This window comes from Rhodococcus sp. NPDC059969, assembly GCF_042738325.1.
Taxonomy (GTDB): Bacteria; Actinomycetota; Actinomycetes; order Mycobacteriales; family Mycobacteriaceae; genus Rhodococcus_F.
In genome coordinates, this window is sequence record NZ_JBHWUF010000003.1 from 18,381 (window position 1) to 41,569 (window position 23,189).

The window sequence follows — 23,189 nt, forward strand, 5'->3', positions numbered from 1 at the left end:
GCCCGTCCCTGATGTAATCTTTCCAAGCGCCCGAAACAAGGGCGTGGGACGGGCTGTGGCGCAGCTTGGTAGCGCACTTGACTGGGGGTCAAGTGGTCGCAGGTTCAAATCCTGTCAGCCCGACCGAAGTTAGATCAAAAAGGCAGTTTCTCAGAAATGAGAAACTGCCTTTTTTGTGCCTTCAGAGGTTCGGCAACGGATCATGTGGGAAGTCCTGCGGTGACGTGACCTTCGCGTCGGCAGCGTTCACGACTGCAACATATTCTTCGTCGATCTCATCCGTTATGCCCGCCGCGGTGAAGTGCGGCGTGGACGCAGTATCGACCGGTCCGAGAACGGTCATTCTCGGAAACTGGGTGAGGATCGACCTCGGCACTTTTCTGGACCGAAAGCTCGTCGAGAAGACGGTGATCGCCTTTCGGCTCACCACGACAAACACACTCGGTTTCGCGCTCATCAGAACGTCCGCTGGAAATACGTACCGGATCTCGTCATCTGGATCCAAGTAAGACCGAAGGCGCTCGCGAACATTCGCAGAAACCGGCATGGGCGGAAGGCTAGCAGCACGAGCACAAGAGCTTGCAAAGTTCGTGGTGTCGAGATGAATTCCCAATGAATGACTCTGCCAACCGAACCCGCCGCGCCGTAACTGTCGCGGTCGCCGCGGTTGGGCTGCTGTCGCACCGCATGTCAAAGCGACGACACGAGTGCAGTCGCCGGGGTGCCCGCCTCTCCCAAGCGGAACGGCCGTCACAGACTCCACCGACGATCGCCCGGCCAGGTCGACGTCAATGCCGCCGCCGATGCGCCGGTCGGCTGGAACCCCCCACCCGTAGCAGGGAACTCCTACTCGTCCTATCAAGTCGACTGCACCTGACCAGAAAAGGAGACTCAGTCGACTCCGGTGCAGGAGGTGAGCCGGGTCTGCGCGCGAGGACGAGCTCAGGGGATATATCGGTGCCAAGTTTTCCAAGGGCGAGAGGCTGCGGATCGTTCTTTCGATAGTGCGAGTACTGGCGTTCCGTCACTTGCGGGAAGTGCTTCCGGGGAAGCCAGAATTGAGTTGGCATTATTCCGGCATCGAAAGCGCTCGGTTCAGTAGCGAGTCAGCGTCGTCTCGTCGGTCTCGTTGATTGAGCGAGTGAATGATCTGCAAAACGTCGCGTCTATCTCGGGCGCCGGCGTAGCCAATGATCGTGGCGGTTGCGTCGAGGAGGCCAAGATCTCGGCACGAGATGATGGCATGTGCAGTTTCAGTGGGGGAAGCTTCGGTGCCTACATGGCGGATGAGACCGTTTGCGCTCTCGAGTGCGCCGGCGGTGAGGTATTTGGATACGTCAGCTGCGGCAGGCCACGGCAACTCCGCCGACTGTCTTTTGCGCCGGTCCCCCTCCTGTCGGGGGACCGGCGCAAAAACAGAGGTTAAGGGCGTCGAGGCGGTAGCCGGCACGTCGACCGCGGATTCCTCACTTGCCGTCGAGACGGTGCTGTATCTCTGGTCGAGGCCGCCGCAGGTAGGACAGAGATCCGACTGGGACGCATCAGGTTTCGGGGGAGCCAACTGGGCTAGGAGTTCGGTGAGCTCTTCCCAAGATATGACTGTTTCCCCGGACTTCGCATTGCTGACTGCGAGTTCCCAAAGCCCGTGTAACGGTTCGGTGTGTCGTGGTTCTCGCTTGCGTCTGCCATTGATGAGGGCCGAGAGGGCAGATTTGCTCAGGCAACCCGCCGTTTGTAGGTATCCGCCGTATTCCGCCCGTTTCTCCAGTTTCACCGCAATGCCCCGGCAAGGAAGATCGATCTGCCGGACTAGGCCGCGAACTGCCACCGCGAGTTCGCGCTGGGCCGACGTCAAATCAGGATTGAGCTCGGCGAACTCGCCACACTTCGGCAAATGTTTCCCTCTGGTAGTTGGACCGTCAGTTGCACTAGATAATCCCATCGTCTGTCCTGCGGCGTTGCTTACACCCGATATGGCTGTCCCGATTTCTACCTGGACACGATTTGGCTTCCAGTTGTGCGACAGATGATGTTGAGTTGGCCTTATCGAAATCGATTGCCCGTCACCTTCCGTCTCGTGGCATCGGCTGCTCTTTTGGAATCAAGAAAGTTGGACCAACCATGTCTGCGCCATCCTGGAAAGACGAGAAACTTGGCACCAAGAAGCGTGTCGCACTCTGGCTCGTAGAGGAAGTAGGAGTCGGTGAGCTTTTTACCAAGAATCAGCTACGTGAAGCGTTCCCTGACACCTCGCAGGTTGATCGGCGCATGCGTGAGTTGCGCGACCACGAGTGGCGTATTGACACCAGTCGCGAAGACCCTTCGTTGGGGTCACACGAGCAGAGATTTGTCAGACAGGGCACCTCGGTATGGGAGCCAGGCAAGGCAACGAGTCGGCATGGAATCAAGGTAACGGCCACCGATCGGCACGCGTTATTACTGCGAGACGGTCACAAGTGCCGCTCCTGCGGGATCGGCCCCGGGGAGCAGTACGTCGGGACATACGTCGCGTCGCAGCTCGATGTTGCACGGCGCACGGTGAGGATGCCGGGTGGCAAGACCAGCGTGCAACTGGTGATCGAATGCAATCGGTGCCGGGTTGGAGGTCGGGAGCTGACCGCAGACCTTGACGATGTTCTTGCACGTATTGATCGCCTGCCTGTCTACGAGCGAAAGATGTTGGCCGGCTGGCTTGATCGCGATTCACGTAGCTTCAGTGAGGCGGAGGATCTGTGGGCGGCCTATCGGACGCTCCCTGGAGATAGCAGGGATGCGGTTCGCGCTGCCCTGAACTAGTTCGAAGCTGCAAAGTTATCAAGGCCGGCGTCGCCGGTTGTCTCCGATGTTTGATCCCGCCATCTTTGAGGAGTAGACACAATCATGTTCACCGACTTTGGAACTCCCCCAAATGCTGCTGCCTTCCGTTCGATAGTTGAGACACGGCTTAAAGATCAACGCGACAACGCCGGCGTCGCTGAGACCCTGACTGTGGAATGGCGCGGCGCTTCTCTGCACGTCGAAGTCATCGATGTGCCGCTAAAGGCCCTCTTCTACAATCCCGGCACGCATCGCATTCGAGCGCAACGTAGCCTCATTCCGAAGCTTGATGGCGAACTCACGGCAGATCCCTGGAGTTCGGAAAGTCAGGATTATCTGAAGCACCTGCTGACGATCCGGCCTTCCGAGCCCGACCACCGGGATCCGGCATTCGACGAGTTGAAAGAGAGCCTCGCAGAGCACAAGCAGATCGAACCAGGCCTGATTACGCGGGACGGGATTCTGGTCAATGGAAACACACGCTGCGCGGCGCTTCGGGAACTCAACTCTGCAACGCATATGCGCGTCGCAGTACTGCCGGCGTCTTGTACGTGGGGGGATATCAATGATGTCGAGTTGTCGCTGCAATTACGTCCCGATACGCGGCGCGACTACTCATATATAAATCGGCTCCTTGCTATCGATGAGCAGCGAGGCCAACTCAACCGAGACCTCGCGGCAATCGCCAAGTCGTTTCACACCACGGTATCGGCCTGCGAGCGTGACCAATGGGTCCTTGCGCAGCTTCGGGATTTGATCGAGCGCAGCGTTACGGACGAAGGAGCATCCTTACGTCTCATGGACTTCGAAGGCGCTCAGGAAAAATTGGCCGAGCTCTACCGGGCCTACGACAAAGAGCATGGCAAAAGTAAAGAACGGGCAGACTTGATGAAGGAGGCAAGACTCTCTGCGATCACACTTGACTTCTCCAAGACCGATGTCAGAAATATCAACGCTGACTTCCTGAGCAATTACCTTGAATCGACTCTGCCGCAACAGTATAGGGAAGATGGGGGAGCTGCTGCCCCTTCGTCGGTTTCGATCCCCGGGCTGAATCGCAATGTGAAGGCGGCTGGTCCGAACGTCAGTGCCGCACGCGCAATTACTAACAAGCTGCTCAAGGCTAAGGCCGTTGAGGCAGCTGGTGACGCCGCCACGCCTGCTCAAAGTTCTGCTGCGTCGACCATCGTTGACTCCTACAAGAAGGCATTCGAAACCGCTATCGACAGCGCTGATCGGGATGAGCGGCTGCGTAAGAAGCGCCGGGCGGCACCGGACCGGGTAAGCGACGCCTGTAAGCACCTGGAACAGTCGATCACTGACGTGGTGATGTCCAGGGGTAATTCCAGTCTTGACGAAGGCGCCTTCGACGATTCGCTCGAACAGTTGCGTGGCGTCCTTGCAAAGCTAGCTGTCGAAGCGCAACGCAGCATTGACCTCCCCGGGAACGGGCTGGCCTGGCTGATCGGTGCAGTCGAGCCGAAGCAGGCACAACAGTGATCCGTCCGGAGAGCGCGCCTTCCTTGTACCTGGGTTTCGACATAACTCGCACGAGTGTCGAACTGCGTACCCAGCCGGCGTTTCAGTCGGATTTCACCCAGCTGACGGCACGAATCGCCACGAAAGGTCAACGAGGACCGCTATCCGCAGTCGTCGACCTTGATGATTTCCTGGTAAATCTTATCGAGCTTGCTACATGGGTCCATCCCGATGTCGATTGGGATGACGACCTCATGGCGCTTGTCAACGGCGTTCTTGACGACGCCGAAACTGTGGAACGCAGTCTTGATGATGGAATGTCCGGAAACGCGACAGACATCGTCCGGTCCGATGACGTCACTCGGTTGCTGGGCCCACGGTGGAAGGCAGATCTCACGCCGTTCCAGCAGCGAGATATCGCTCGGTTGCTTTCTCTGCGTCACGGCGCAAACTTCAGCGTCCCGGGCGCCGGCAAGACCCGTGTGGCGCTCGCGGTCTACGCCGCGATGCGCGACCGCGGAGAAGCCCGACGGCTCTTGGTCGTTGGCCCGAAATCGGCCTATGAATCATGGGAGTTCGAGAGCGGCTTCTGCTTCAATGAACCACTTCGGACCGCAATCACCGGGCGTTCGGACGACCACCTCGCGGAGCTACGCATCGTAAATTACGAACGCCTGGATCGCACAATGGGAAGCCTGGCAACCTGGTTGCGAGCCGAGCCGTCGATGATCGTGCTGGATGAGGCCCACCGTATGAAGCTTGGTGCCAGCGGCGCATACGGCGCCGCGTGTCTGGCACTTGGACCGCTTGCCGACAGACGACTGATCTTGACCGGAACGCCAGCGCCTAATGGGGCAAAGGACTTGGAGAATCTTCTGTCCTTCGTGTGGCCGGGCCACGGTAAACGTGTGGTGACGGAGGCGGTCGGTGGGGGTGACTTGGCTTATGCCAGCTCGGTACTGCGCCCGTTGTTTACCCGCACGACTAAACACGAACTCGGCCTGCCCCCGTTCGAACCGAAAATCCGCTACCTGGACATGCCGCCCGTCCATGCCGAGGTCTACGAGGCACTGAAGGGCAACTTCTCGACTCGGGCAGAAGGCTCACGAGACGGCATCGAATCGCTGGGCCGGTCGATGCTGCGGCTACTAATGGCTGCGATCAGCCCAGCGTTGCTTCTGGAGGGTGCAAGCCAGTATGAACCGCTGGAGTACCAGCTGCCACCGTTGCAGCCGTCCCCAGGCGATTCGCTTTTCGAGCTTCTACAACAACTCCCGAGCCTTGGGCTGTCACCGAAGTACCAGGAAACACTGAAGATTGTCGCCGACAACGCCGCGAACGGTCGTAAAACCCTGGTGTGGACCACATTCGTACGCAGTCTCACCACCCTCGAAAAGCTGCTTGAGGGCTACGGTCCGGCCGCGGTGTACGGCGGAACTCCCGATCGCGATGAGCAGATTCGCCGCTTCCGCCAGGATCCGGACTGCCATGTCCTAATCTCCAACCCGGCCACCCTCGGGGAGGGCATCAGTCTCCACCAAATCTGCCACGACGCCGTCTACGTGGACCGTGACTTCATGGCAGGCCGGTTTCTGCAAAGCCTGGACCGGATTCACCGCCTCGGATTGGCCCCCGATACCGAGACGCGTGTGACGATCCTGGCGACCCGCGGCACGGTCGATGAGGTCGTGCGGCTGCGGTTGGAGCAGAAACTTGAGTTCATGGGCCGCATCCTTGACGACCCCGGGGTCCAGCAGCTTGCCGATCTGCAAGAGGAACCGGCAGCCGGTGCGGGAATGGACGCGGCCGACGTTCGTGCACTCCTCCAGCATCTCAATACGCCGGTCACTCGGGTGTAGGGCCGTCGGCCCATTCCCGGCGCGATCAATGTCGAACCTTATCCCACTGCCTCACTGCGGGACAGAAGCACCGGCGCCCTCCATCGTGGATCAACTTAGCCGATTGCCAATTTTCGAGATGGGACCGATAAAGTATTGCGAACTAAGGTGTTTCACTCGTTTAAGACACCGGTCTACTCGATCCTGGTGCCACGACGTGTGCAACGAGATCCGCGACCTTATGTGTGGACTGGCGCCGCGGAGTCGACTCGGAGACATTTATTAGGGTTGTCAGTCGTCCATGGACCTGAGGACCTGGTTCGAGAAGGCCGCCATCACATGGTCCTGGTCGTTGCGGGGGAGCCGGCGCCATTGGGTGAAGATTCGTTCGATGTCGTCCGCGGTTCTCCGTTTCGCGATCATCCACGACAGGAGCCGTGCTTTGTCGGCCTTCGCGCCGATGTCCTGGGCTTGCGCCAATACCGATTCCCACTCCGGTGGATTGGCAGTACTGTCGTGCCCTTCGTTGCACCGGTGGCACTCGGCTTGCAAGTTATTCTCGTCGCCGGGGCCGGATGGGTTGTCCGATGCGATCTGCCCGATGGTCAGTACTGCCCGGCGCCCTGGCAGGTCGGGGTACGAGCCGCCCGCAGGGACACCGCAGATTGCGCAGAGGTTCCCTGTCCGTTCGAGGATCTCGCGTCGTTTCGCTCCGCTGATCGTTCTGCGCTTTGGCGTGGGTGGCCGTTCACCCAGGTCGATTCGAACACCGATTTTCTGCACGAGGTACTCGTTCGGTTTCAGAGACGGGTTCACCTTGTAGTTGTCGATGACCCAGCGGCACTCGCGCAGGTCGCGCATGCGTCGATCCACCTGCGAGAAGTCCGGTACAGCCGCGTGCAGCTCCAGCTTCGTGAACTTGTGTCCTTCGCCGATGTTCGCGATGAATGCCGCGACGAGCACTTTCGACGAACGGCGGATCTCTCCCTCGGGCACGAGGTCCTCCTGACAGTGTGAGATTGACGATCGTTCGGCAGTGCGGCAGTGCGGCAGAAACAAACATACGTGAATGACGGTGCCGAATGCTAGCCTGGCAATGTCCGGCATCGTCCGGCAGAAATATGCACCGCTGATACTGGCGCAAGAGAGAGCTGTATCACTTGCGGTATAGTCGAACAAACGTTCGAGTTCGTAGTGTGGACTGTACTTCGTTTCAGGTATAGGAAGATGGAGCAATGCCAGCCAAGAAGAAAACCGTGCCACCGGCGACTCGCTACAGGGTTGTCGAGATCTGTGCGGGTGCTGGTGGCCAGGCTCTGGGGCTCGAGAAAGCCGGTTTCGAGCATGAGTTGGCTATCGAACTCGACCGCAACGCCTGCGACACCCTCGAGCTCAATCGGCCGGGATGGAAGGTCGCCTGGGGCGACGTCGCGAACCCCGATACCTGGAACCCGAGCGACTACGCAGGCATCGATCTGCTAGCGGGCGGCGTGCCATGTCCTCCGTTCTCCATCGCAGGCAAGCAACTCGGCGCATCGGACGAGCGTGACCTATTCGCATGGGCTGTGGAGACGGCTGTACAAATCAAGCCCCGCGCCCTGATGCTCGAAAATGTGCGAGGGTTGTCCGCGCCGCGGTTCGCGGCGTATCGGCAACGCATCCTCGACCGGCTCACAGAGGCTGGATACGTCGCCGATTGGCGCTTGCTGCAAGCCTCCGATTTCGGTGTGCCGCAGCTGCGCCCGCGATTTGTCCTCGTGGCACTGCAACGCGAGGATGCCGCATATTTCCATTGGCCCAAGCCTTCTCCGACGAAGAAAACCGTTGGCACTGTGCTGAAAGACCTGATGGGGCAGGAAGGCTGGCGGCACCTCGATGACTGGGTGAAGCTGGCAAACGACATCGCACCAACCCTTGTCGGTGGCAGCAAGAAGCACGGCGGCGCTGATCTCGGCCCGACACGCGCCAAACGGGCCTGGCTGAACCTCGGCGTGAGCGGAATGGGAATCGCAAACGAGGTACCGGCCAAGGACTCGCCGCACCCCCTTGATGCCCCACCAAAGCTCACCATCCCGATGGTTGCGCGTCTCCAAGGCTGGAAGGACGGGGAATGGAAATTCGCTGGCCTCAAGACCGCGACATATCGCCAGATAGGCAACGCCTTCCCGCCGCCGGTCGCTCAGGCAATCGGTACGTCCATCATCGCGGCCTTCAATCGGACCGCCGAGCGACGGGACATACCCGAACTAGCCGCCAGCGCTGTCCATGACTCCGTCTACCGGGCATTGCAGTCCACCGACGGATTCATGACGGCAAAACGCCTCCTAGCCATCTCGGAGGACATTGCCGAAGAGCACGAACTCGAACGCAGAATCGCAGATCTCTCCCGCGACTTCGAGGTAGAGATCAAGCAGAACAAGACCGGTGTCTCATACCGTCTCGGTGAGTTCAAGGGATTCGTCGGGCAAGAGGACCACCATCGGCATGAATACATCGCCGAGTATCGTTCGCGAGTCAGTTAGGAGCACGGCATGAGTGAATCGAACGTCTACGGCCAATCGATCGAGTACGGCACTCTCCAGTATCTCGATGTCTTGGATCTGCTGTCGTCGAACGGGTATCGCGCGACGTTCACGCAGACGGGTGGCATGAGCGCAGCAATCGAACTCGCCATTGACGAGAACAAATTTGCGCTCATCACCGACGCGGATGGTCCGCTTGCCTGGGAACGTGCGGATCATCAGGGGTGGGCTGTCGGTGTCTACGAGTACCAGGACACGTCCGACGCGGTGACGTATGAATCGACAACGAACAGCAACGTGGAAGCACTGATGGGGATTCTGCCGCCTGCGAGTTGACGATCAGCAGCGAGCCCGCGACTGCTGTTCGCCAAGAGCGGCTTGAACTTTCGGTACCGCATCCTCCATCAGCTCGTGTTCCCAGATACGGATCACTGTCCAGCCCTCCTGCCCCAACAGCAGTGTTTGAACTTTGTCCCGCTCGGCATTTCGGCGAAGCTTCGGTGACCAGTACTCCTGATTTACTCCCGGATCCCGGCCATGTTCAGGACAGCAATGCCAGAAACATCCATCCACAAAGATCGCCACGCGCCAACGTGTGAATACGATGTCGGGCCGGACAAGCCGCCCGCCGACACGGATGGGGAAATCCTTGCGATATCTGAGGCCCAGTCCGTGAAGAGCAAGTCGAAGTGCCACTTCCGGTTTCGTGTCAGTTCGGCGAATTGCCCGCATGTTTCGTGATCGGCCCGGGCTCAGTTGGTACGCGGAGTCTTCACCCGTGCCGCTGGTGGACATGAGGCGAGTCTAGCCGGGCGATGCTCACTCAAGGCTGACGCAATGTCAGTACCTAGTTGGCCGATCCCCGGTACTCCCGCTGTTGGCGGGAGTACCGAAGGACCTCCTCGCTACATCATCCTGGTACTTGCAGGGGAAGGACAGGTCGGCCCACCGATGTCGCTACGGTGTCGTAGCTAGTTGCACCCCGTCCGGTCCTCGGCGTTCGCACCCCGGATGCCATGTCCGCAGGCTAGTGCGATTGTTGCCTCGTCTCGGTGCTGGGGCTCAGACATCCGCGGCGCCAAGACATCTGAGCCGATCGCACGCAGCGTGGCTACTCCTCGGTCTTGCCGAACAGTGGTGCAGGTTTGGTCGAGACTTCACCTGGGGTGGCCCGCCGCCACTGCTCCCCTTTGATCTCGACGCCGAAACCAGGTCCGGCGGGCACTATCCGGACGGCGATGTATTCCGTCCTGCTCGGCACAGGGACCCCGAGGTCTGCGGCGATCTGCTTCTGTTCGTCCCTCGTTCCGCTGAGGATGATGTATCCCTCGGGGGCGAGTGCGGAGCGGGCGCCGCCGTTGGTCCGGACGCGTTTCTGGTCGTCGAGTTGCATCGCCACGGTGCGGACGGCGCTGCGGTGCACCAGTTGTCCTTCGGCGAGTCGGAATAGCTGGTTGGTCCGCTGGGTGCCGTACTTGCGGGTGAAGAGGTCGTCGACGTTGGGGCGGGGGAGCTGCAAGAGAATGTTCGCGGGCATTGGGGAGTCCTTCCACAGCCAGCGCACTGAGGATCTGCCGAGGGAGTTGAGGGTGGTCTTCTTGTCTCGGTTCGCTCCTTCGGAGCGGTATTCCTGCCGGACGCGGACCAGGCCGAGGGACCAGATCGCACGTTCGTCGTTGCCGGTGGCGACGAGGGCGAGGCGGCCGAACACCTCGGGTGGAAGCATCCAGGAGCCTTCCTTCTGGCTCCACTTGGCGTCGACCTGGTGTCCGGCGATGCGGTAGTCCGTCTGGTCACCGCCGTCAAACTCGAATTCGCGCTGGGCATTGATCTCGAACAGCGTGCCGAAGTGGGTTTTCTCGGTTTTCATCAGTTGGTCCCAGCGGTAGCGCCCGGTTTCGGCGCCGTTGTAGATCATGTCGTAGGTGTGCCGGACCACGGCGGCCCAGCGGGCTCCGTCGGGGTCGGTGCGCAGGAGTTCGTCTGCAACAGCCTCCATTTCGGGGTCTGGTTCTGCGAAGGCGTCCATGGTGGTCATGGGTCGGGTTCCTTTCCGGAAAACGATCGGTGCCGGTTGGGCGCGGGGTGATCGCGCGGGGTGCTTGTTGCGCCTCGCGGTCGTCAGGGTGTGAATAGGGGTTGGCGGTTAGCCGTCTTCGTCGGCGAGGATCTCCTTTCCGGATTCCTGCCCCACCCGCACCTGCTCCGGGTGGGGCAGGCGGCACGAGTCGAGGAGGACCAGCACGGCGTCATCTGGGCTTCTGCGGTTGGCGACCGTCCACGCGAGAAGCCGCTTCCTCTCCTTGCGGTTGCGGACGTTCCTCGCCCGGGTCAGGACGAAGTCGGTGATAGGCGGGTCGACGGTGTTGTCCCTGGACTCTTCACCGAAGCGCTGCCATTCCGCGCGGAAGTTGTTCTCATCATCGGTGCCGCGGGCAATTGGAATGAGGTGCCCGATAGTGAGCACCGCCCGCTGACTGGGGGCGTCGGGGCACGATTCACTGGCGGGCACGCCGCCGATGGCACAGACATGCCTGTCGCGTTCGAGATTCCGGCGGCGTTTGGCTCCGCCGGCGGTGTGCGTGCGGCCCTGGGCGGGCGCTCGTCGATGACGCTCCGGTTGCGATCTCCCGGACGAGATATTCGTCCTGCGCCAGGGATGGTTTGACCTTGTAGTTGCCGATGAGCCACCCATATGCACGCAGGTCACGCATCCGACGATCGTTGTGCGCGTACGGAGACCGCTCTGTTCAGGTCGGGCGTGGTGAACTTCTTTCCCTCGCCAACCGTGACGAGGGACTCGGCGGCAGAGACCTGCGAGGAGCGGCTCACTTCGCTGTCCGTCATGAGCAGTGCCTTTCACGAGGTGTCGAGCTCGGGGACGGTTGGCCCCGAACAACAAATACATGCTCATCACCGCAGAAGTTTCGGGGGCATTTAGGGCAGCGTCCGGCGAATCTTCGGCGCTGTCCGGCAACCCGGGATGGTGTGAGACGCCTATGAATGCGACATCAAACCGGTCTTCGAAGGAGGAGGTAGTACCGTCGGAGTTCCGAGTAAGGGCAGATAGGGCCATGTCAGCGGGGAAGCGAAGCGCCACGCCGAAAGCCCGACTTCGAGGTCATCGAGATCTATTCCGTCGCCGGGAACACAGGCTATGGGCCTGCCGAGGGATGGCTTTTCACAAATACTGACCGTCGCGCTATGGCCAACGCGTACGTGACTCCCAAGTTGAATCGGCCGGACGGGGACATCGAAAAGGAAGACATCGCTGATCTCACAGTGAAAGTTTCGCCAGATCGCTGAAACGGCAGGGCAGGCCAAAGATGGGTATGTCACGCTTGACGGCTGTTGCGGGCATCGGACTGCGGGGTCCGGCAGTTTCGCCCGCGGTTCGTCCTTGTCGTACTGCGGCAGGCATCTCGGATCGGCTCGATAGCCAAAGAGCTGCATTCGTGTTATTTCGATGAGAGTTGTCGGCGCTGCTGAGAAAACCTCCATGTGGAATTTTGGCGAAATGCAATGACAGTTGTTCCCTTTGCGTAGAAAGCCGGGTTTCTGTCACAGTCCTGCGCTAGGGTCACCGGCAGGTATACCCCCTGGAGCTTGGGAGGACTCAGAAGGTGCACCTCTCTAGCGATAAAAGGCGTCAGATCGAATTCCGGCAACCGTCGGGTACGCCCGCTCAGCGTTGGCAGCGATACCTTGCATGGAATGCTGCCGTGGCCGAGGTTATCTATCCTGAAACCGATGAGGCAGTGCCGGCCTATATGGATCTCGAACAGGATCTCATTGACAAGATAGCGGCCGCAGCTAAGGAAGGTCCTGCGTCTTCCCGTGCGGCCCTTGTAGAAGTTGTTCGAGGCGCCACTATAGATCGAGATGGTGCTTTCTCACTGAGCAAGATCGCATCGCAAACTCGGCGATTGCCCGGACGATCGATCGAGGAGCCGCCGTGCCTCGCTTTTCTCGCGGTGACGGTAATCGCAGCTGAAGAGATGGGCAACACTGAGGAAGGGCTTGCCCCTCATGCCTACTATGCGCGGCTCGCCCGGATACTCAGCCTCGACGACGGTGATTCCGCTCTCCGAAAGGAATATCGGCAGTATGCGGAGTTGCTGTGGAAGCGAGTCAACAAATGGCTTGAGAACCTCGAAGGCGAGCGCGGGATTCCGACGGCGTTTGCACTTACCCACAGATACGTCGGATTGCCGATGGCGCAGGCACTCGTCAGGGAAGCGGACCGCCGCCGCTTCGGCTTGATGTTCACCCAGTACGGTTTGAGCCCCGGCATGCGATTAGCACCCGAGGACCTTATTCCTTACCTCGGAATGTGGTTGACGTCAGCCTCGTCTGCGCCCTCAGGAAATCTGCGCCGTCTCTGGAAACGTACGGACTCCCACGATCGTATCGCAACAATTGCAGCGGTCGAACTCGCGAACTGGGATGGCGGTCAACAAGATTCCCATAGCTCGGTCACTACTGGGCGCACCATTCTCGTTGCGAATATGCGTACTGGTTTCCTCGGCTCGTCACTCGATCTTTCGCTTGCTGTACGTCCAATTGGTGAACTCATGGACGGGCACATGGAAGTCCTGGAGACCGCCGGGAGGTGGTCAGCAATCGGCTTCATTCCAGGCACAGCCGGCCTATGGCGGACAAGCTATACCGAAGAGATCGACTTCGGCTCAATTCTGGATGGACTCGTCCGGATCCGGCACGCGGAGGCTAACGAAGGACCTGAATACAAGCGGCACCCCCGAAGAATAGTGCCTCTAATTTATGACGATCTCCAGTCCGCATATGTACAAGCGGAGCGTCTGCAACTCGGGGTCGACTCCTTGCTCTTGGTGCGCACTACCGGGACGACGGCAGCTGCAAGCGGCGCTGTCGAAGAGGTGCAGCGGGTCCTCAGTCATTGCGCACGGCCAGGATTCACGACGGCGACGTCGATCGAAGGGCTCCCTGACGGATGGACGTTGTTCAGCAACGTCCAGCTCTTCACAGCTCCGGTCTCTACCAAATTCAATGAGCTCGTTCCACTCGCTCGCAACCAGCTCACCGTTGCCGGCGGTCTCCAGATTCCCTCGCGGATTCGCAAATGGTCGACTGTGAGCCCGCCAGAGATTCGGGCCACTGTGCAGAGTGAGAAGAAACTGCGGGTAACCCTGGCCGACGTGGAAACCGAAGTGCCTATCGAGTCTTGGGAATCCTCTAGCGGCTCACTCGTTGCGCCACTCTCGGATCTGGATCTGCAGGACGGTGACTATCAGATATCACTGTTCACGGGTTCGAATACGAATCCTACCCAACAGATTTCGGTACGATTGCGCTCCGGGGCCGCAATTGACGAGATCACGTGGAATCGTGCACCCAGGCTCACATACAATCTCGACAGCCCCCTCGGCGCTCTCTGTGCTTCCGAAGAGATGGCGTCGCATATCGTTGTCGATGGGCTGGTATGCGACGGTGACGCAGGCATTCCCGCCACGGAGCCTGCGACGAGCAAAATATTCTGGAGTAAACCCCGAACGCTTAGCCAGCCTCATCGAGTGAGCATTGGTACTCCAGATCCGAAGTCATGCGTCGTCACCGGAGCGCACCACATTAGTCTCCCGACGTGGTACGGCGGTCATGCAACTAAAGTCATTGAGGGTGAATGCAGTTCGTGCGGGCTGGTCAAGCGCTTTCCTGGCTGGCTCCCGTCTCGTCGACAGAAGGGCATTCCAGCAAACGCTAGGGAAGCTGGCGATGACCTAGTCAGTGTTACGGCTCTGCCTGTCGTCGCCAAAGCCAAGTTCAACTGGGATGCCGCGCTCGACACGCTGATCCACCTCGGCGGAGGGCCATTCAGTTCACTCGACCGCGTGGCGCGGCAGCTGGAGGGATCGGCACTGTTTGTCGACACCTTTACCCGGACTCTGGAAGCACTCGGCCACATAGCTATTGAGCGCGATCACCGAGGCCGGCCGACAAGGTGGGAACTTTCACCGTCTTGCCTCGCTCAAGTAGCGAGTGGTCAGTACCGACTCACTGGAGGATGGTCGCGACCCACAATTGCTACTGTCAGATCGCAGTTCGGTTCCGAGGTTCTGAAACAGATTGCCCAGGAGACTGGCCCATCAGAGAACCTGGTCTCGCCTCTCACGACTGAGCAACTGGAAATCATCGCAAACCTCGAGGATGCAACGATAGTGCCGGGCTCAGGCGCGGAACTCCTTCGTGCGCTTCCCCGGCTGTCCGAGGTCGGTGCTGCAATCGAACGAGTGACCGTGCCTGGCTTCGAATCTGCAGAACGATTCGATCTCGCGTCTGCGACGTGGATGTCAACCGGCGACATTGCCAACCCAGGTGCGTACCGCATCAAGCGCGGATTCGAAATTCTCTATATTTTTCGTGATGAGAACGACATCAACGACGGCCTGGCTGCCATTACCAGCGTCCATCTCGCGAAACACCTGGCTGCGAACTCTATTGGAAAGACATTCGCGTTCTACATCGAGAAGTCTGAAGCACTCCTCACACCGCGCGGTTGCGAACTGCCGGGTCTGTACGACCGTGCGGCGGTTGCCTTTACTGGGCACCTCCCCTCCCTGAAATCAGTCGCCATTGCCCAGGAAAAGCGAAAGTGTCTCATGTACTCGTCGATCGACAAAGCAAATGCAGACCTCTTGACAACCCTCTTGACTACGTAAGGTTTTCGCATGGACCCGATTAATCCCGTAGCCCTCGCAGATGCGTTGCGCGATACATATCTTCGCTACTTCGATACGGCGTTCTGGCTCAACAACGACGCCGTCATGGCGGAGCGTCGCGAGTTGCTCGGCAAACCCGGTGCGCTCGTGGGCAAGGTCATGATCGAACCGGTCATGCCTTACCCCAACATCGCCCGGCTCGATGAGGTCGCAGCCAAGGCGGGTATATCCCACTCGATAGCTCAGCGAGTGGCCACCGCGTTGTTCCCCGGCGCGCCGGGGGGTGAAATCTCCCTGCGAGAGCATCAGGCGAACGCCATAATTCACCACTTCCTGCAACATAACTCCGCTGGCCGGAACGTTGTTGTCACATCCGGGACCGGCTCCGGAAAAACCGAGTCCTTCCTGCTACCTCTGCTCTTGAGAGTGGTAGGAGAGTCCGCGCAATGGAAACCTCAAACACCATCCACATCATGGTGGGAATCAGCCAAGCCCAGCTGGACCCCGATTCGGGGCAGTGAAGATCGCCTGCCTGGCATACGGGGCCTCATCCTCTACCCGACCAACGCGTTGGTGGAAGACCAGATGACACGACTGCGAAGGGCAGTCCGGACATTGCGGCAGGATGATCCGTTGCACCCGATCTGGTTCGGGCGCTACACCGGTAACACCATCGGCACGGGTGAGAAGTCGAATACGAACGTCAATGAAGTTGCGCAGGAGTTGCGTGCCTACGCTCATGAGTACGATTCCCTGGTCAAAGCTCAGCAACAGGGCAGATCGGATGTCGATCTGAGCCAATTCCCCGATCCGCGCTCTGGTGAGATGATGACCCGCTGGGACATGATCGCGCACGCTCCCGACATCCTGGTAACGAACTACTCCATGCTCAACACGATGATGATGCGCCATCGGGAGGAGGAGATATTTGTACAGACCGCCGCGTGGCTTGCCGCCAGCAGCGAGAACGTGTTCACACTCGTCGTCGACGAGCTTCACCTTTACCGCGGCACACAGGGCAGCGAAGTCGCGATGATCTTGCGGGCCTTGCTGAGAAGGCTCGGGCTATCCGCCGACAGTCCGCAGCTGCGGATTATCGCGACGTCGGCGTCACTCACCGATACAGACGAAGGGCGTAAGTACCTCGAGGAGTTCTTCGGCGTTGACTCGGATAGTTTCACGGTAGAGACAGGTCAGCAGATCTCCATCTCGCCACTCGAAGCAATTGACGCTCGCTTGCTCTCGACAGGTGCCATCGACTCCGGCAAGCTTACGCACGCCATTGCCGCGGCATGTCATGACGACGGTGAGCGCCGTATACGGGCTACTTCGCTGGAAACGATTTCCGGCCGACTGTTCCCTGAGGACAAAGAAGGTCAGCTCATCACAACTGCCTTAAGGCAACTAGCAAACGCTGACCTGGCCACCGCAACCATCACCCCCATTCCTTTACGTGCCCACCTTTTCGTCCGAGTGCCCCGCGGGATGTGGGCCTGCACTAACCCCGAATGTTCGGGTGTTACAACGGAATCGGAAGACAGGATGATCGGTCGTCTCTTCACCACTCCGCTAGGTGCGTGTTCAGACTGCGGCGCACGTGTCCTCGAGCTCCTGTACTGCTACGAGTGTGGCGATATCAGCCTCGGTGGATACATCATCGAGACCCAGGGGTCCGACACCCTCCTCTCTCCGACCCCTCTGGGCGAGAACCAGAGCGCAAAGCCGGTCTTCCTACGTCCGGCCAAACAGTTCTATTGGTATCGCCCAGGCACCCTCAGCGGCTACGATTCCTGGACCCGTGAGGGTGTCAAGCTCGCATTCGCGCCAGTATCTTGGAACCCGTCGCTGGGTACCGCGTCCACCGGTGGTGCACCAACCGGAGTTCGGCTCGCCTTCACCGGAGCCTCTCCGGAGGACCAGATTCCAGCACTCCCGGACCGCTGTCCTTCATGCGCATACAAGCCCGGGGGCAAGTCCCCGAAGGGAACTTTTCGGGCGGGGCAAGTGACGTCCGCAATTCGCGCCCACACTTCCGGCGCAGCTGCCGCAACGCAGCTCTACCTATCGCAGCTCATTCGATCCCTCGACGAAGGGCAGGGCACGGTGAGCGGTGCGAACTCAAAGACCATCGTCTTCACCGACAGCCGGGATGACGCAGCCCGCACCGCCGCCGGCGTAGCCCGCAACCACCACCGTGACCTCATCCGCCAGGTACTCCGGCAGGAGCTGGCAGAAGGCGCCGACCCACTGGCTGCGCTCGACGCGATCATCGCAGATCCAACCCAGCTTCAATCGAGGCAGGAACTCCTCGGCGGCGCGATGGCTCGTATGAAACAACGAGCAGGCGTTGAGCTCTCGGGGGAGGAGCAGTCGGCCATTGAGCAGGCCCTGGCGCAACTCAGCTCGATTCCGACTGTTGCCTTCGGCGATATGTGCGAGCGCATTACTGGTGTTCTGGTAAAGCTTGGCGTTAACCCGGCAGGGACAGACCCGTGGAACCAGCAACTCGAGGACTCTCTCGACGGCGAAACTCCCTGGTATCGGGCATTTCGACCACCGCAGAACGGCCTTTGGGCCGAGCCCCCGATTACAATGGGGCAGGAAAAGCTCAAATCGGCTCTCCGGTCTTCAGTTGTTGATGCAACTTTCGACCGTGCGCGGCGCGATCTCGAATCTGTCGGTATTGCGCGCATTGACGTCGACGGATGGACGCCCGTCCCCGGCCCATTAAATGACGTTCAGCAGGCACAGCTGCTTCACACGGTTCTACGCATTCTCGGGCTCATGGGTCGGACCGAGGGTAGTAGCCGCGGCGGAGTGGACACCGTTGCGATCACCCCAGCGCCCATCCGCAAGTATCTTGCTGCCGCGGCCAATGCCCACAGTTGCGACGAAGATCAGCTCAACACCCAGCTCATAGCTCTCATGGCCGATCCGGCGGTCTCTCGTGCGGTAAGCGGATGGCTGCTCAAGACAACCTCCGCGGATTCGACCCTCAGATTCCATCCACCGGGCGAATCAGAATGGCGCTGTACCCGCTGCAACTTTGCACACCTGCAACCCAGCCTCGGAATATGCGCCAACCGGCAGTGCTTCGCTCCAAGCCTGGAAAAGCAACCCGCTCCAGCAGAAGCAGACGACTACTACTCGTGGCTTGCGCATCGTGATCCTCGGCGGCTAACTATTGCGGAGCTCACCGGGCAGACAAGGCCCCTCTCGGTTCAAAGGGACCGGCAGAGATGGTTTAAGGGCGCTTTCACCCAATCCGAGAATCGGCTCGCCGATGAACTGGACGTGCTGTCGGTCACCACCACAATGGAAGTGGGAGTCGACATCGGATCACTCCGCTCTACACTCATGGCAAATATGCCGCCACAGCGATTCAACTACCAACAACGAGTCGGCCGTGCGGGCCGCTCCGGGCAGGCGCTAAGTTTCGCGCTCACGATCTGCCGCGACCGAACTCACGACGAATATTACTTCAACAGGCCAGAACGCATCACCGGCGACGTTCCCCCTCAACCCTTCCTCGACCTCGCACGTACCCGGATAATCCAGCGTGTGGTTGCTAGCGAGTGCCTGTTCGAGGCATTCGCCGCGCAATCGCCCCCTCCCACCTGGACACCCAGCAGTAACCACGGCACATTCGGGCAGATGGACGAGTGGTTTCCGCTCCTCCGGGACGGTGTCGCTGAGTGGCTCCGGACATCCGCAGCAGTCGATTTGATCGTCAGCAGACTGGTTGCCCACACACCTCTCCCCGCAACTGATTGCAAGGCCGTTCTCGGCTTCGTCAGGACGACACTCGCGAGCCGAATCGATGAAGTCGTGAATGCCGAGACGGGCTCGGCTGATACCGAACTTAGTGCTGGACTTGCCAGGCATGGTGTTGTGCCAATGTTTGGCTTTCCTACTAGAGTTCGGACCCTGTGGAATAAGCAGGTGCACAACCCGCGCGAGATGGAACGCCACGCAGTCAGTGACAGGGCGCTCGAGCTGGCCATCCGAAATTTTGCGCCGGGAGCCGAGATTGTCAAGGATGGACTTGTCCATACTGTCAATGGCTTCGCTGCATACACAGTAATGGGCGGCCGAGCCGTACCTGCTGACCCGATCGGCAAAGCGCGCCCAGTCAGCACCTGCGACGCCTGCGGCCAGACCACACTATCTGCGCTCGCTAAATGCAACGCCTGCGGAAGCACGATGACGCAGATGAATCTCTACGAACCTCGCGGCTTTCGGACCACATACACACCTCGAGCCTTCAACGACGACCAGGAAGTACTCAACACGATATCGTCGCCCGCACTGATACCTGGTGATGCTCCGACCGGATCAACTCCGCTCGAGCATCTCAAGATCGACTTGTATGAGCAGGCGCAGCTGGTCTCTATCAATGATAACTTCGGGCGCGGATACGAATTCCGCACGCAGGCCGACAAATCAATCATCGCAGAGACTCCGACCGCGGCGATCGGCACGATGGATACTATTGGTGAGGTACGAGTTACCGATGCGCTCCTCGTGACACCTGGCCCCCTTGCTATCGGATCAGGGACAGTTGCGCTCTACGACCTTCCGTCGGGGAAGGCCGCCTACATATCCTTCGCTGAGGTGCTCCGTCGCGCCGCGCAAGTTCTGCTCGATCTCGACCCTGTCGAGATCGCAGCGGGCCTTGTACCTATGCGATTGCCGACCACAACACGCAAAGGCGAGTCTGGAGACCAGGTCGGCGCCGGCGTCTTCCTCGCCGACACAGCCGAAAACGGTGCGGGCTACGCCATAGAGATCGGCGAGGGTGCAGCATTCCAGCGACTTCTTGCCGGTGCTCTGGAAGAACTCCGCACTGCCTGGGAGGACCCTGGACATGCCGACAACTGCGATACGTCCTGTCCTGACTGCCTCAGGTCGTACAACAATGCACGCCGCCACTCTCTCCTCGACTGGCGGCTCGCTCTCGACATGTTGGAACTCACTACTGGAGAGCAACTTACGATCTCGCGATCTATGCCCGATCGCGCCACGTGGATCGAGGCCGCCGCAACCGCCCTTCCGAATACCACCGCACTATCAATTGACGGCGTGCCGACACTGACATGCGAACAGAAGTGCGTATTGCTCACGCATCCGCTCTGGCGAGGAGAGGACCACTACCTTTTAGCTTCCCAAGAGCAGGCCATTATCAGCGCTCAACAACAGTACTCGTCTGTTTTCCTTCTCGACCTGCGCGAGTTTCGGCGAAATCCATTCTCAGCATGGAGACTCCTCGCCTAATTTTCCACGGTTAAAGGAGTGCAAAGTTGTGATGGGAGAGAACGACTCGACCGCTGATCGAGGCTTGGGTATACCAGACAGGGCCTCAAAGACGCGCGCATCCGGAACTGCGACAGAGAATCGCACGAGCGAGAATTTAGAGAAGTCCTACCGTTTTGAATCGGCCGCACCGAAGTGATTGCCTCCCAATCGGTTCGGTGACGGTGCGCAAGAGCAACCGATTTCTGTACGGCCAGGGTCGGCACGGAAGGAATGGGGGTCAAGTGGTGGAGTTTAATAATCGCCACGCTTTCCGTTGTCGTGACCTATTGGCTGTGTCTGCCCCGATCCGGAGGGAGAAGTCCAAGGATTTCTAAGCACTTGTAATGTGCGAACTCGTCGGCGCCCGGTCCCACGATGCTAATTGTCTTAGACATATACGGATGCAGGCCGGGTGGAGTAGTGGTCAGGAGGTCTCCATTGTCTTGCAATTCGTGAACCGTGACGCCTGGAAGTGCTCGAGGGTTCAAAGGTATGTGTGCCCAAGGGTTGAGGAAAAGATGTAGGCCCTCGCTGAAACTCTCCCTCTCCTCGGTTGCGGTGTTACTGATGACGTATGCAAAGAAGGCAGGTTCGGAGGCGTCGGGATCGGAAGCGTAGCGGCTTCCGAAGCGGAGTTGGGCTGTATTGGGGGCGGCTAGTCCACGCTCCCCGCCGATGCGGTTGAACATCATGGCGGTGTGATTATTGCTGAACAGTACCCCTGCTAGATTTCTGCCATCGATTTGTCGAAAAAGACCACTAGGAATCTCTTTTTCTTCGAAATTGTGTTTGGTAACGGTCTCATGTCTAAGCGTCAATTTGCCGGTCTTGTCGTAACTGGCGATATCGCGCGTTCCGTATAGATACTCGGCGACGAGACCCATCGGGTGAAGTTGGGCGTGCTGGTCATGAAAGGCCCCGACGGCGATAACGAACGGAGCACCTACGACATGGGGAAGCTCCCAGTAAGGTAAGCCGTGGACACGATGGTTGATCTTACGGCGAAGAGCTTTTCCTATTTGAAAGACAAACGCGAGAGCCGCAGCTTCTAGGTTATCCGGTAGCTGTGTAAGCTCCTTGCGCGTCGCGTCCTGTGTGGGGTTGGTGGTGGTAACTTCGATCGCACAGCGTGGATCCCCATCGAGTAGAAAGTCGGGAGACGCGTGGGTGCGGTCTAGAGTTAGTCCCTTTTCTCTGGTATATGCGAACAACGCAAGTTCAAATACGCGAGCTGAGAACCCACCAGTTTGGAACTCGCGGACGAAACTGTGATCGATATCGTGGAAATTCGCGAATTCCTCATTCATGATCACGCGTGCTGCCTCAAATCTGAGGTTTTGCATCAACTCAGCGAATTGGGGATCAAGTTTGGTGGGGGAGACAACCGGCTTGAAGAGGTCTCGATTGGACTTAGTCACATGGGCTCCGTCATAGTTTGGGCGGCGGTGTTTCGCGGGTCGGATACTTTGGCCGCCTCAGGGCTTCTTGCAAGGAGCGCGGAATTTAAAAAATGAATCGCATCGGCGAGTCCGGAGACTTTGATGTTCCTCGAGTCGCGTGGAGCTGAAACATTTGACTTCAGGCTTCGCCACCGTCGAGCAGAGCGGTCGAAGGGTAGCGATCCGTGAAGCGGAGGAGCTGTACCACTGGCTTGAGGCGCTCTGTCTACGCAGTCTTAACCTTCTCCTCCGCGATCTGCGCTAACACCGTCGGGTCGGGTGGAACAAGCATCATATCCTCGATTGACATGTCATCCGGGTACGCGATCAAGGGGCCTCCGCGACCGAGTTCCCGTCGCGCGAGAATCACTATCGGTGATTTGAAATCATTGATTTGATCGAACTTCTCGTTCAGGGCGGATGTGTCCGTTGGCTTGTCGTCGAAGCATCGGTGCAGGGCGCCCGCGACCTCTTCGTGAAGTGTCTTCAATCGTTTGTAAAGCGTTGCGATCAGCCTCGTGACCTGTTCATTGTCGATGACAAGTTGCGCGGTCGTGAACGAGGTTTCAACTCGTACAAAGGCGTCCATCCATGCTGATGATGTGATTCGGACATCTTCGAGCTCATGCCGCTGTAGGGTGCGCCCGTCCAGCCGACGCTCCTCGCTTGCTGCGTTGAATCGTGCCAAGCTCATCAGGAAGTCTGAGGTCGGCAAAGTCAACCTGGTCATCGAGGCCCAAATCGGTGGAATCGACCGGATCTGCTCGAACCGTCGCTGTAGGTCAAGCTCTTGTTCAAGACGATTGTTGGCCTCTTTCATCTCACGCTCGTGTCGTCCCCGCTCTTCTGCGAGCTTGCCTGCGGCAGATTCCGCGTCGCGTTTGGCCTTACTCTTGGCTTCGAAGGCCTGCCACAGAGAAACGCTGATTGCAGTAGCTGTAAGCAGCGCACCTACCCACGCCGCAGCTGGCCCCCACTGACTTGAACCGAACTGGTCTGCGTTCACCCGGTTGGCAGTCCAGTGGCCGGCGAATGCACCTACTACAAAGAGGAGGATGCACAAGATCCCATACCGCCAGCGACGAAGCATAGAGCGACTGTAAG

The 23,189-nt window shown here is 59.2% G+C and carries 15 protein-coding genes and 1 tRNA gene; 8 read left to right on the forward strand and 8 right to left on the reverse strand.

All coding sequences use genetic code 11. From position 1 onward, the window contains the following. The first annotated feature begins 49 nt into the window (after positions 1 to 49). Positions 50 to 123 (forward strand) — tRNA-Pro (locus ACFWAD_RS11790). A gap of 58 nt (positions 124 to 181) precedes the next feature. Here the strand turns inward: ACFWAD_RS11790 and ACFWAD_RS11795 are convergent. Then, positions 182 to 343, reverse strand: a complete 162-nt coding sequence (locus ACFWAD_RS11795) for a hypothetical protein (RefSeq protein ID WP_378543902.1) — start codon at positions 341 to 343, stop codon at positions 182 to 184. A 1,778-nt stretch (positions 344 to 2,121) separates the two neighbouring features. Between ACFWAD_RS11795 and ACFWAD_RS11800 the strand changes: the two genes are divergently transcribed. From ACFWAD_RS11800 to ACFWAD_RS11810, 3 genes are all read left to right on the forward strand, one after another. After that, positions 2,122 to 2,796, forward strand: a complete 675-nt coding sequence (locus tag ACFWAD_RS11800) for a hypothetical protein (protein WP_378543904.1) — start codon at positions 2,122 to 2,124, stop codon at positions 2,794 to 2,796. A gap of 84 nt (positions 2,797 to 2,880) precedes the next feature. Next, positions 2,881 to 4,317 (forward strand): transcriptional regulator, encoded by a 1,437-nt coding sequence (locus ACFWAD_RS11805; RefSeq protein WP_378543906.1) that lies wholly within the window; start codon positions 2,881 to 2,883, stop codon positions 4,315 to 4,317. Beyond that, positions 4,314 to 6,155, forward strand: a complete 1,842-nt coding sequence (locus ACFWAD_RS11810) for a DEAD/DEAH box helicase (RefSeq protein WP_378543908.1) — start codon at positions 4,314 to 4,316, stop codon at positions 6,153 to 6,155. Before ACFWAD_RS11805 ends, ACFWAD_RS11810 begins: the two co-directional genes overlap by 4 nt. A 270-nt stretch (positions 6,156 to 6,425) precedes the next feature. On the opposite strand, the gene ACFWAD_RS11815 is transcribed toward ACFWAD_RS11810, so the two are convergent. Continuing rightward, entirely contained in the window at positions 6,426 to 7,130 is a 705-nt protein-coding gene (locus ACFWAD_RS11815; RefSeq protein WP_378543911.1) for an HNH endonuclease, read from the reverse strand. Between the two features lie 239 nt (positions 7,131 to 7,369). Here ACFWAD_RS11815 and ACFWAD_RS11820 point away from each other — a divergent pair, with 239 nt between their 5' ends. Beyond that, entirely contained in the window at positions 7,370 to 8,656 is a 1,287-nt protein-coding gene (locus tag ACFWAD_RS11820; RefSeq protein WP_378543914.1) for a DNA cytosine methyltransferase, read from the forward strand. A 9-nt stretch (positions 8,657 to 8,665) separates the two neighbouring features. After that, the gene (locus ACFWAD_RS11825; protein ID WP_378543917.1) at positions 8,666 to 8,992 is read left to right on the forward strand and encodes a hypothetical protein; all 327 of its coding nucleotides are present in this window, start codon (positions 8,666 to 8,668) and stop codon (positions 8,990 to 8,992) included. Between the two features lie 3 nt (positions 8,993 to 8,995). Here the strand turns inward: ACFWAD_RS11825 and ACFWAD_RS11830 are convergent, their stop codons facing one another. The 4 genes from ACFWAD_RS11830 to ACFWAD_RS11845 form a co-directional block, all read right to left on the reverse strand. Next, positions 8,996 to 9,451, reverse strand: a complete 456-nt coding sequence (locus tag ACFWAD_RS11830; protein ID WP_378543920.1) for a very short patch repair endonuclease — start codon at positions 9,449 to 9,451, stop codon at positions 8,996 to 8,998. Between the two features lie 316 nt (positions 9,452 to 9,767). After that, positions 9,768 to 10,694 carry a NaeI family type II restriction endonuclease gene (locus ACFWAD_RS11835; RefSeq protein WP_378543923.1) on the reverse strand — a complete coding sequence of 309 codons (927 nt, stop codon included), beginning with the start codon at positions 10,692 to 10,694 and terminating at the stop codon, positions 9,768 to 9,770. Positions 10,695 to 10,802: 108 nt separating this feature from the next. After that, a complete protein-coding gene (locus tag ACFWAD_RS11840; RefSeq protein ID WP_378543926.1) occupies positions 10,803 to 11,168 on the reverse strand; it encodes a hypothetical protein in 366 nt (121 codons plus the stop codon). A 194-nt stretch (positions 11,169 to 11,362) separates the two neighbouring features. Then, positions 11,363 to 11,503 carry a hypothetical protein gene (locus ACFWAD_RS11845; RefSeq protein ID WP_378543929.1) on the reverse strand — a complete coding sequence of 47 codons (141 nt, stop codon included), beginning with the start codon at positions 11,501 to 11,503 and terminating at the stop codon, positions 11,363 to 11,365. Between the two features lie 875 nt (positions 11,504 to 12,378). Here ACFWAD_RS11845 and ACFWAD_RS11850 point away from each other — a divergent pair. Beyond that, positions 12,379 to 15,351, forward strand: a complete 2,973-nt coding sequence (locus tag ACFWAD_RS11850) for a hypothetical protein (RefSeq protein WP_378543932.1) — start codon at positions 12,379 to 12,381, stop codon at positions 15,349 to 15,351. 9 nt (positions 15,352 to 15,360) lie between these two features. Then, positions 15,361 to 20,625, forward strand: a complete 5,265-nt coding sequence (locus ACFWAD_RS11855; RefSeq protein ID WP_378543934.1) for a DEAD/DEAH box helicase — start codon at positions 15,361 to 15,363, stop codon at positions 20,623 to 20,625. A gap of 305 nt (positions 20,626 to 20,930) precedes the next feature. Here ACFWAD_RS11855 and ACFWAD_RS11860 read toward each other — a convergent pair whose 3' ends face one another. Both ACFWAD_RS11860 and ACFWAD_RS11865 read right to left on the reverse strand, forming a co-directional pair. Next, the gene (locus tag ACFWAD_RS11860; RefSeq protein WP_378543937.1) at positions 20,931 to 22,064 is read right to left on the reverse strand and encodes a hypothetical protein; all 1,134 of its coding nucleotides are present in this window, start codon (positions 22,062 to 22,064) and stop codon (positions 20,931 to 20,933) included. A gap of 247 nt (positions 22,065 to 22,311) precedes the next feature. Beyond that, positions 22,312 to 23,175 (reverse strand): hypothetical protein, encoded by an 864-nt coding sequence (locus tag ACFWAD_RS11865; protein WP_378543939.1) that lies wholly within the window; start codon positions 23,173 to 23,175, stop codon positions 22,312 to 22,314. Positions 23,176 to 23,189: the final 14 nt, after the last annotated feature.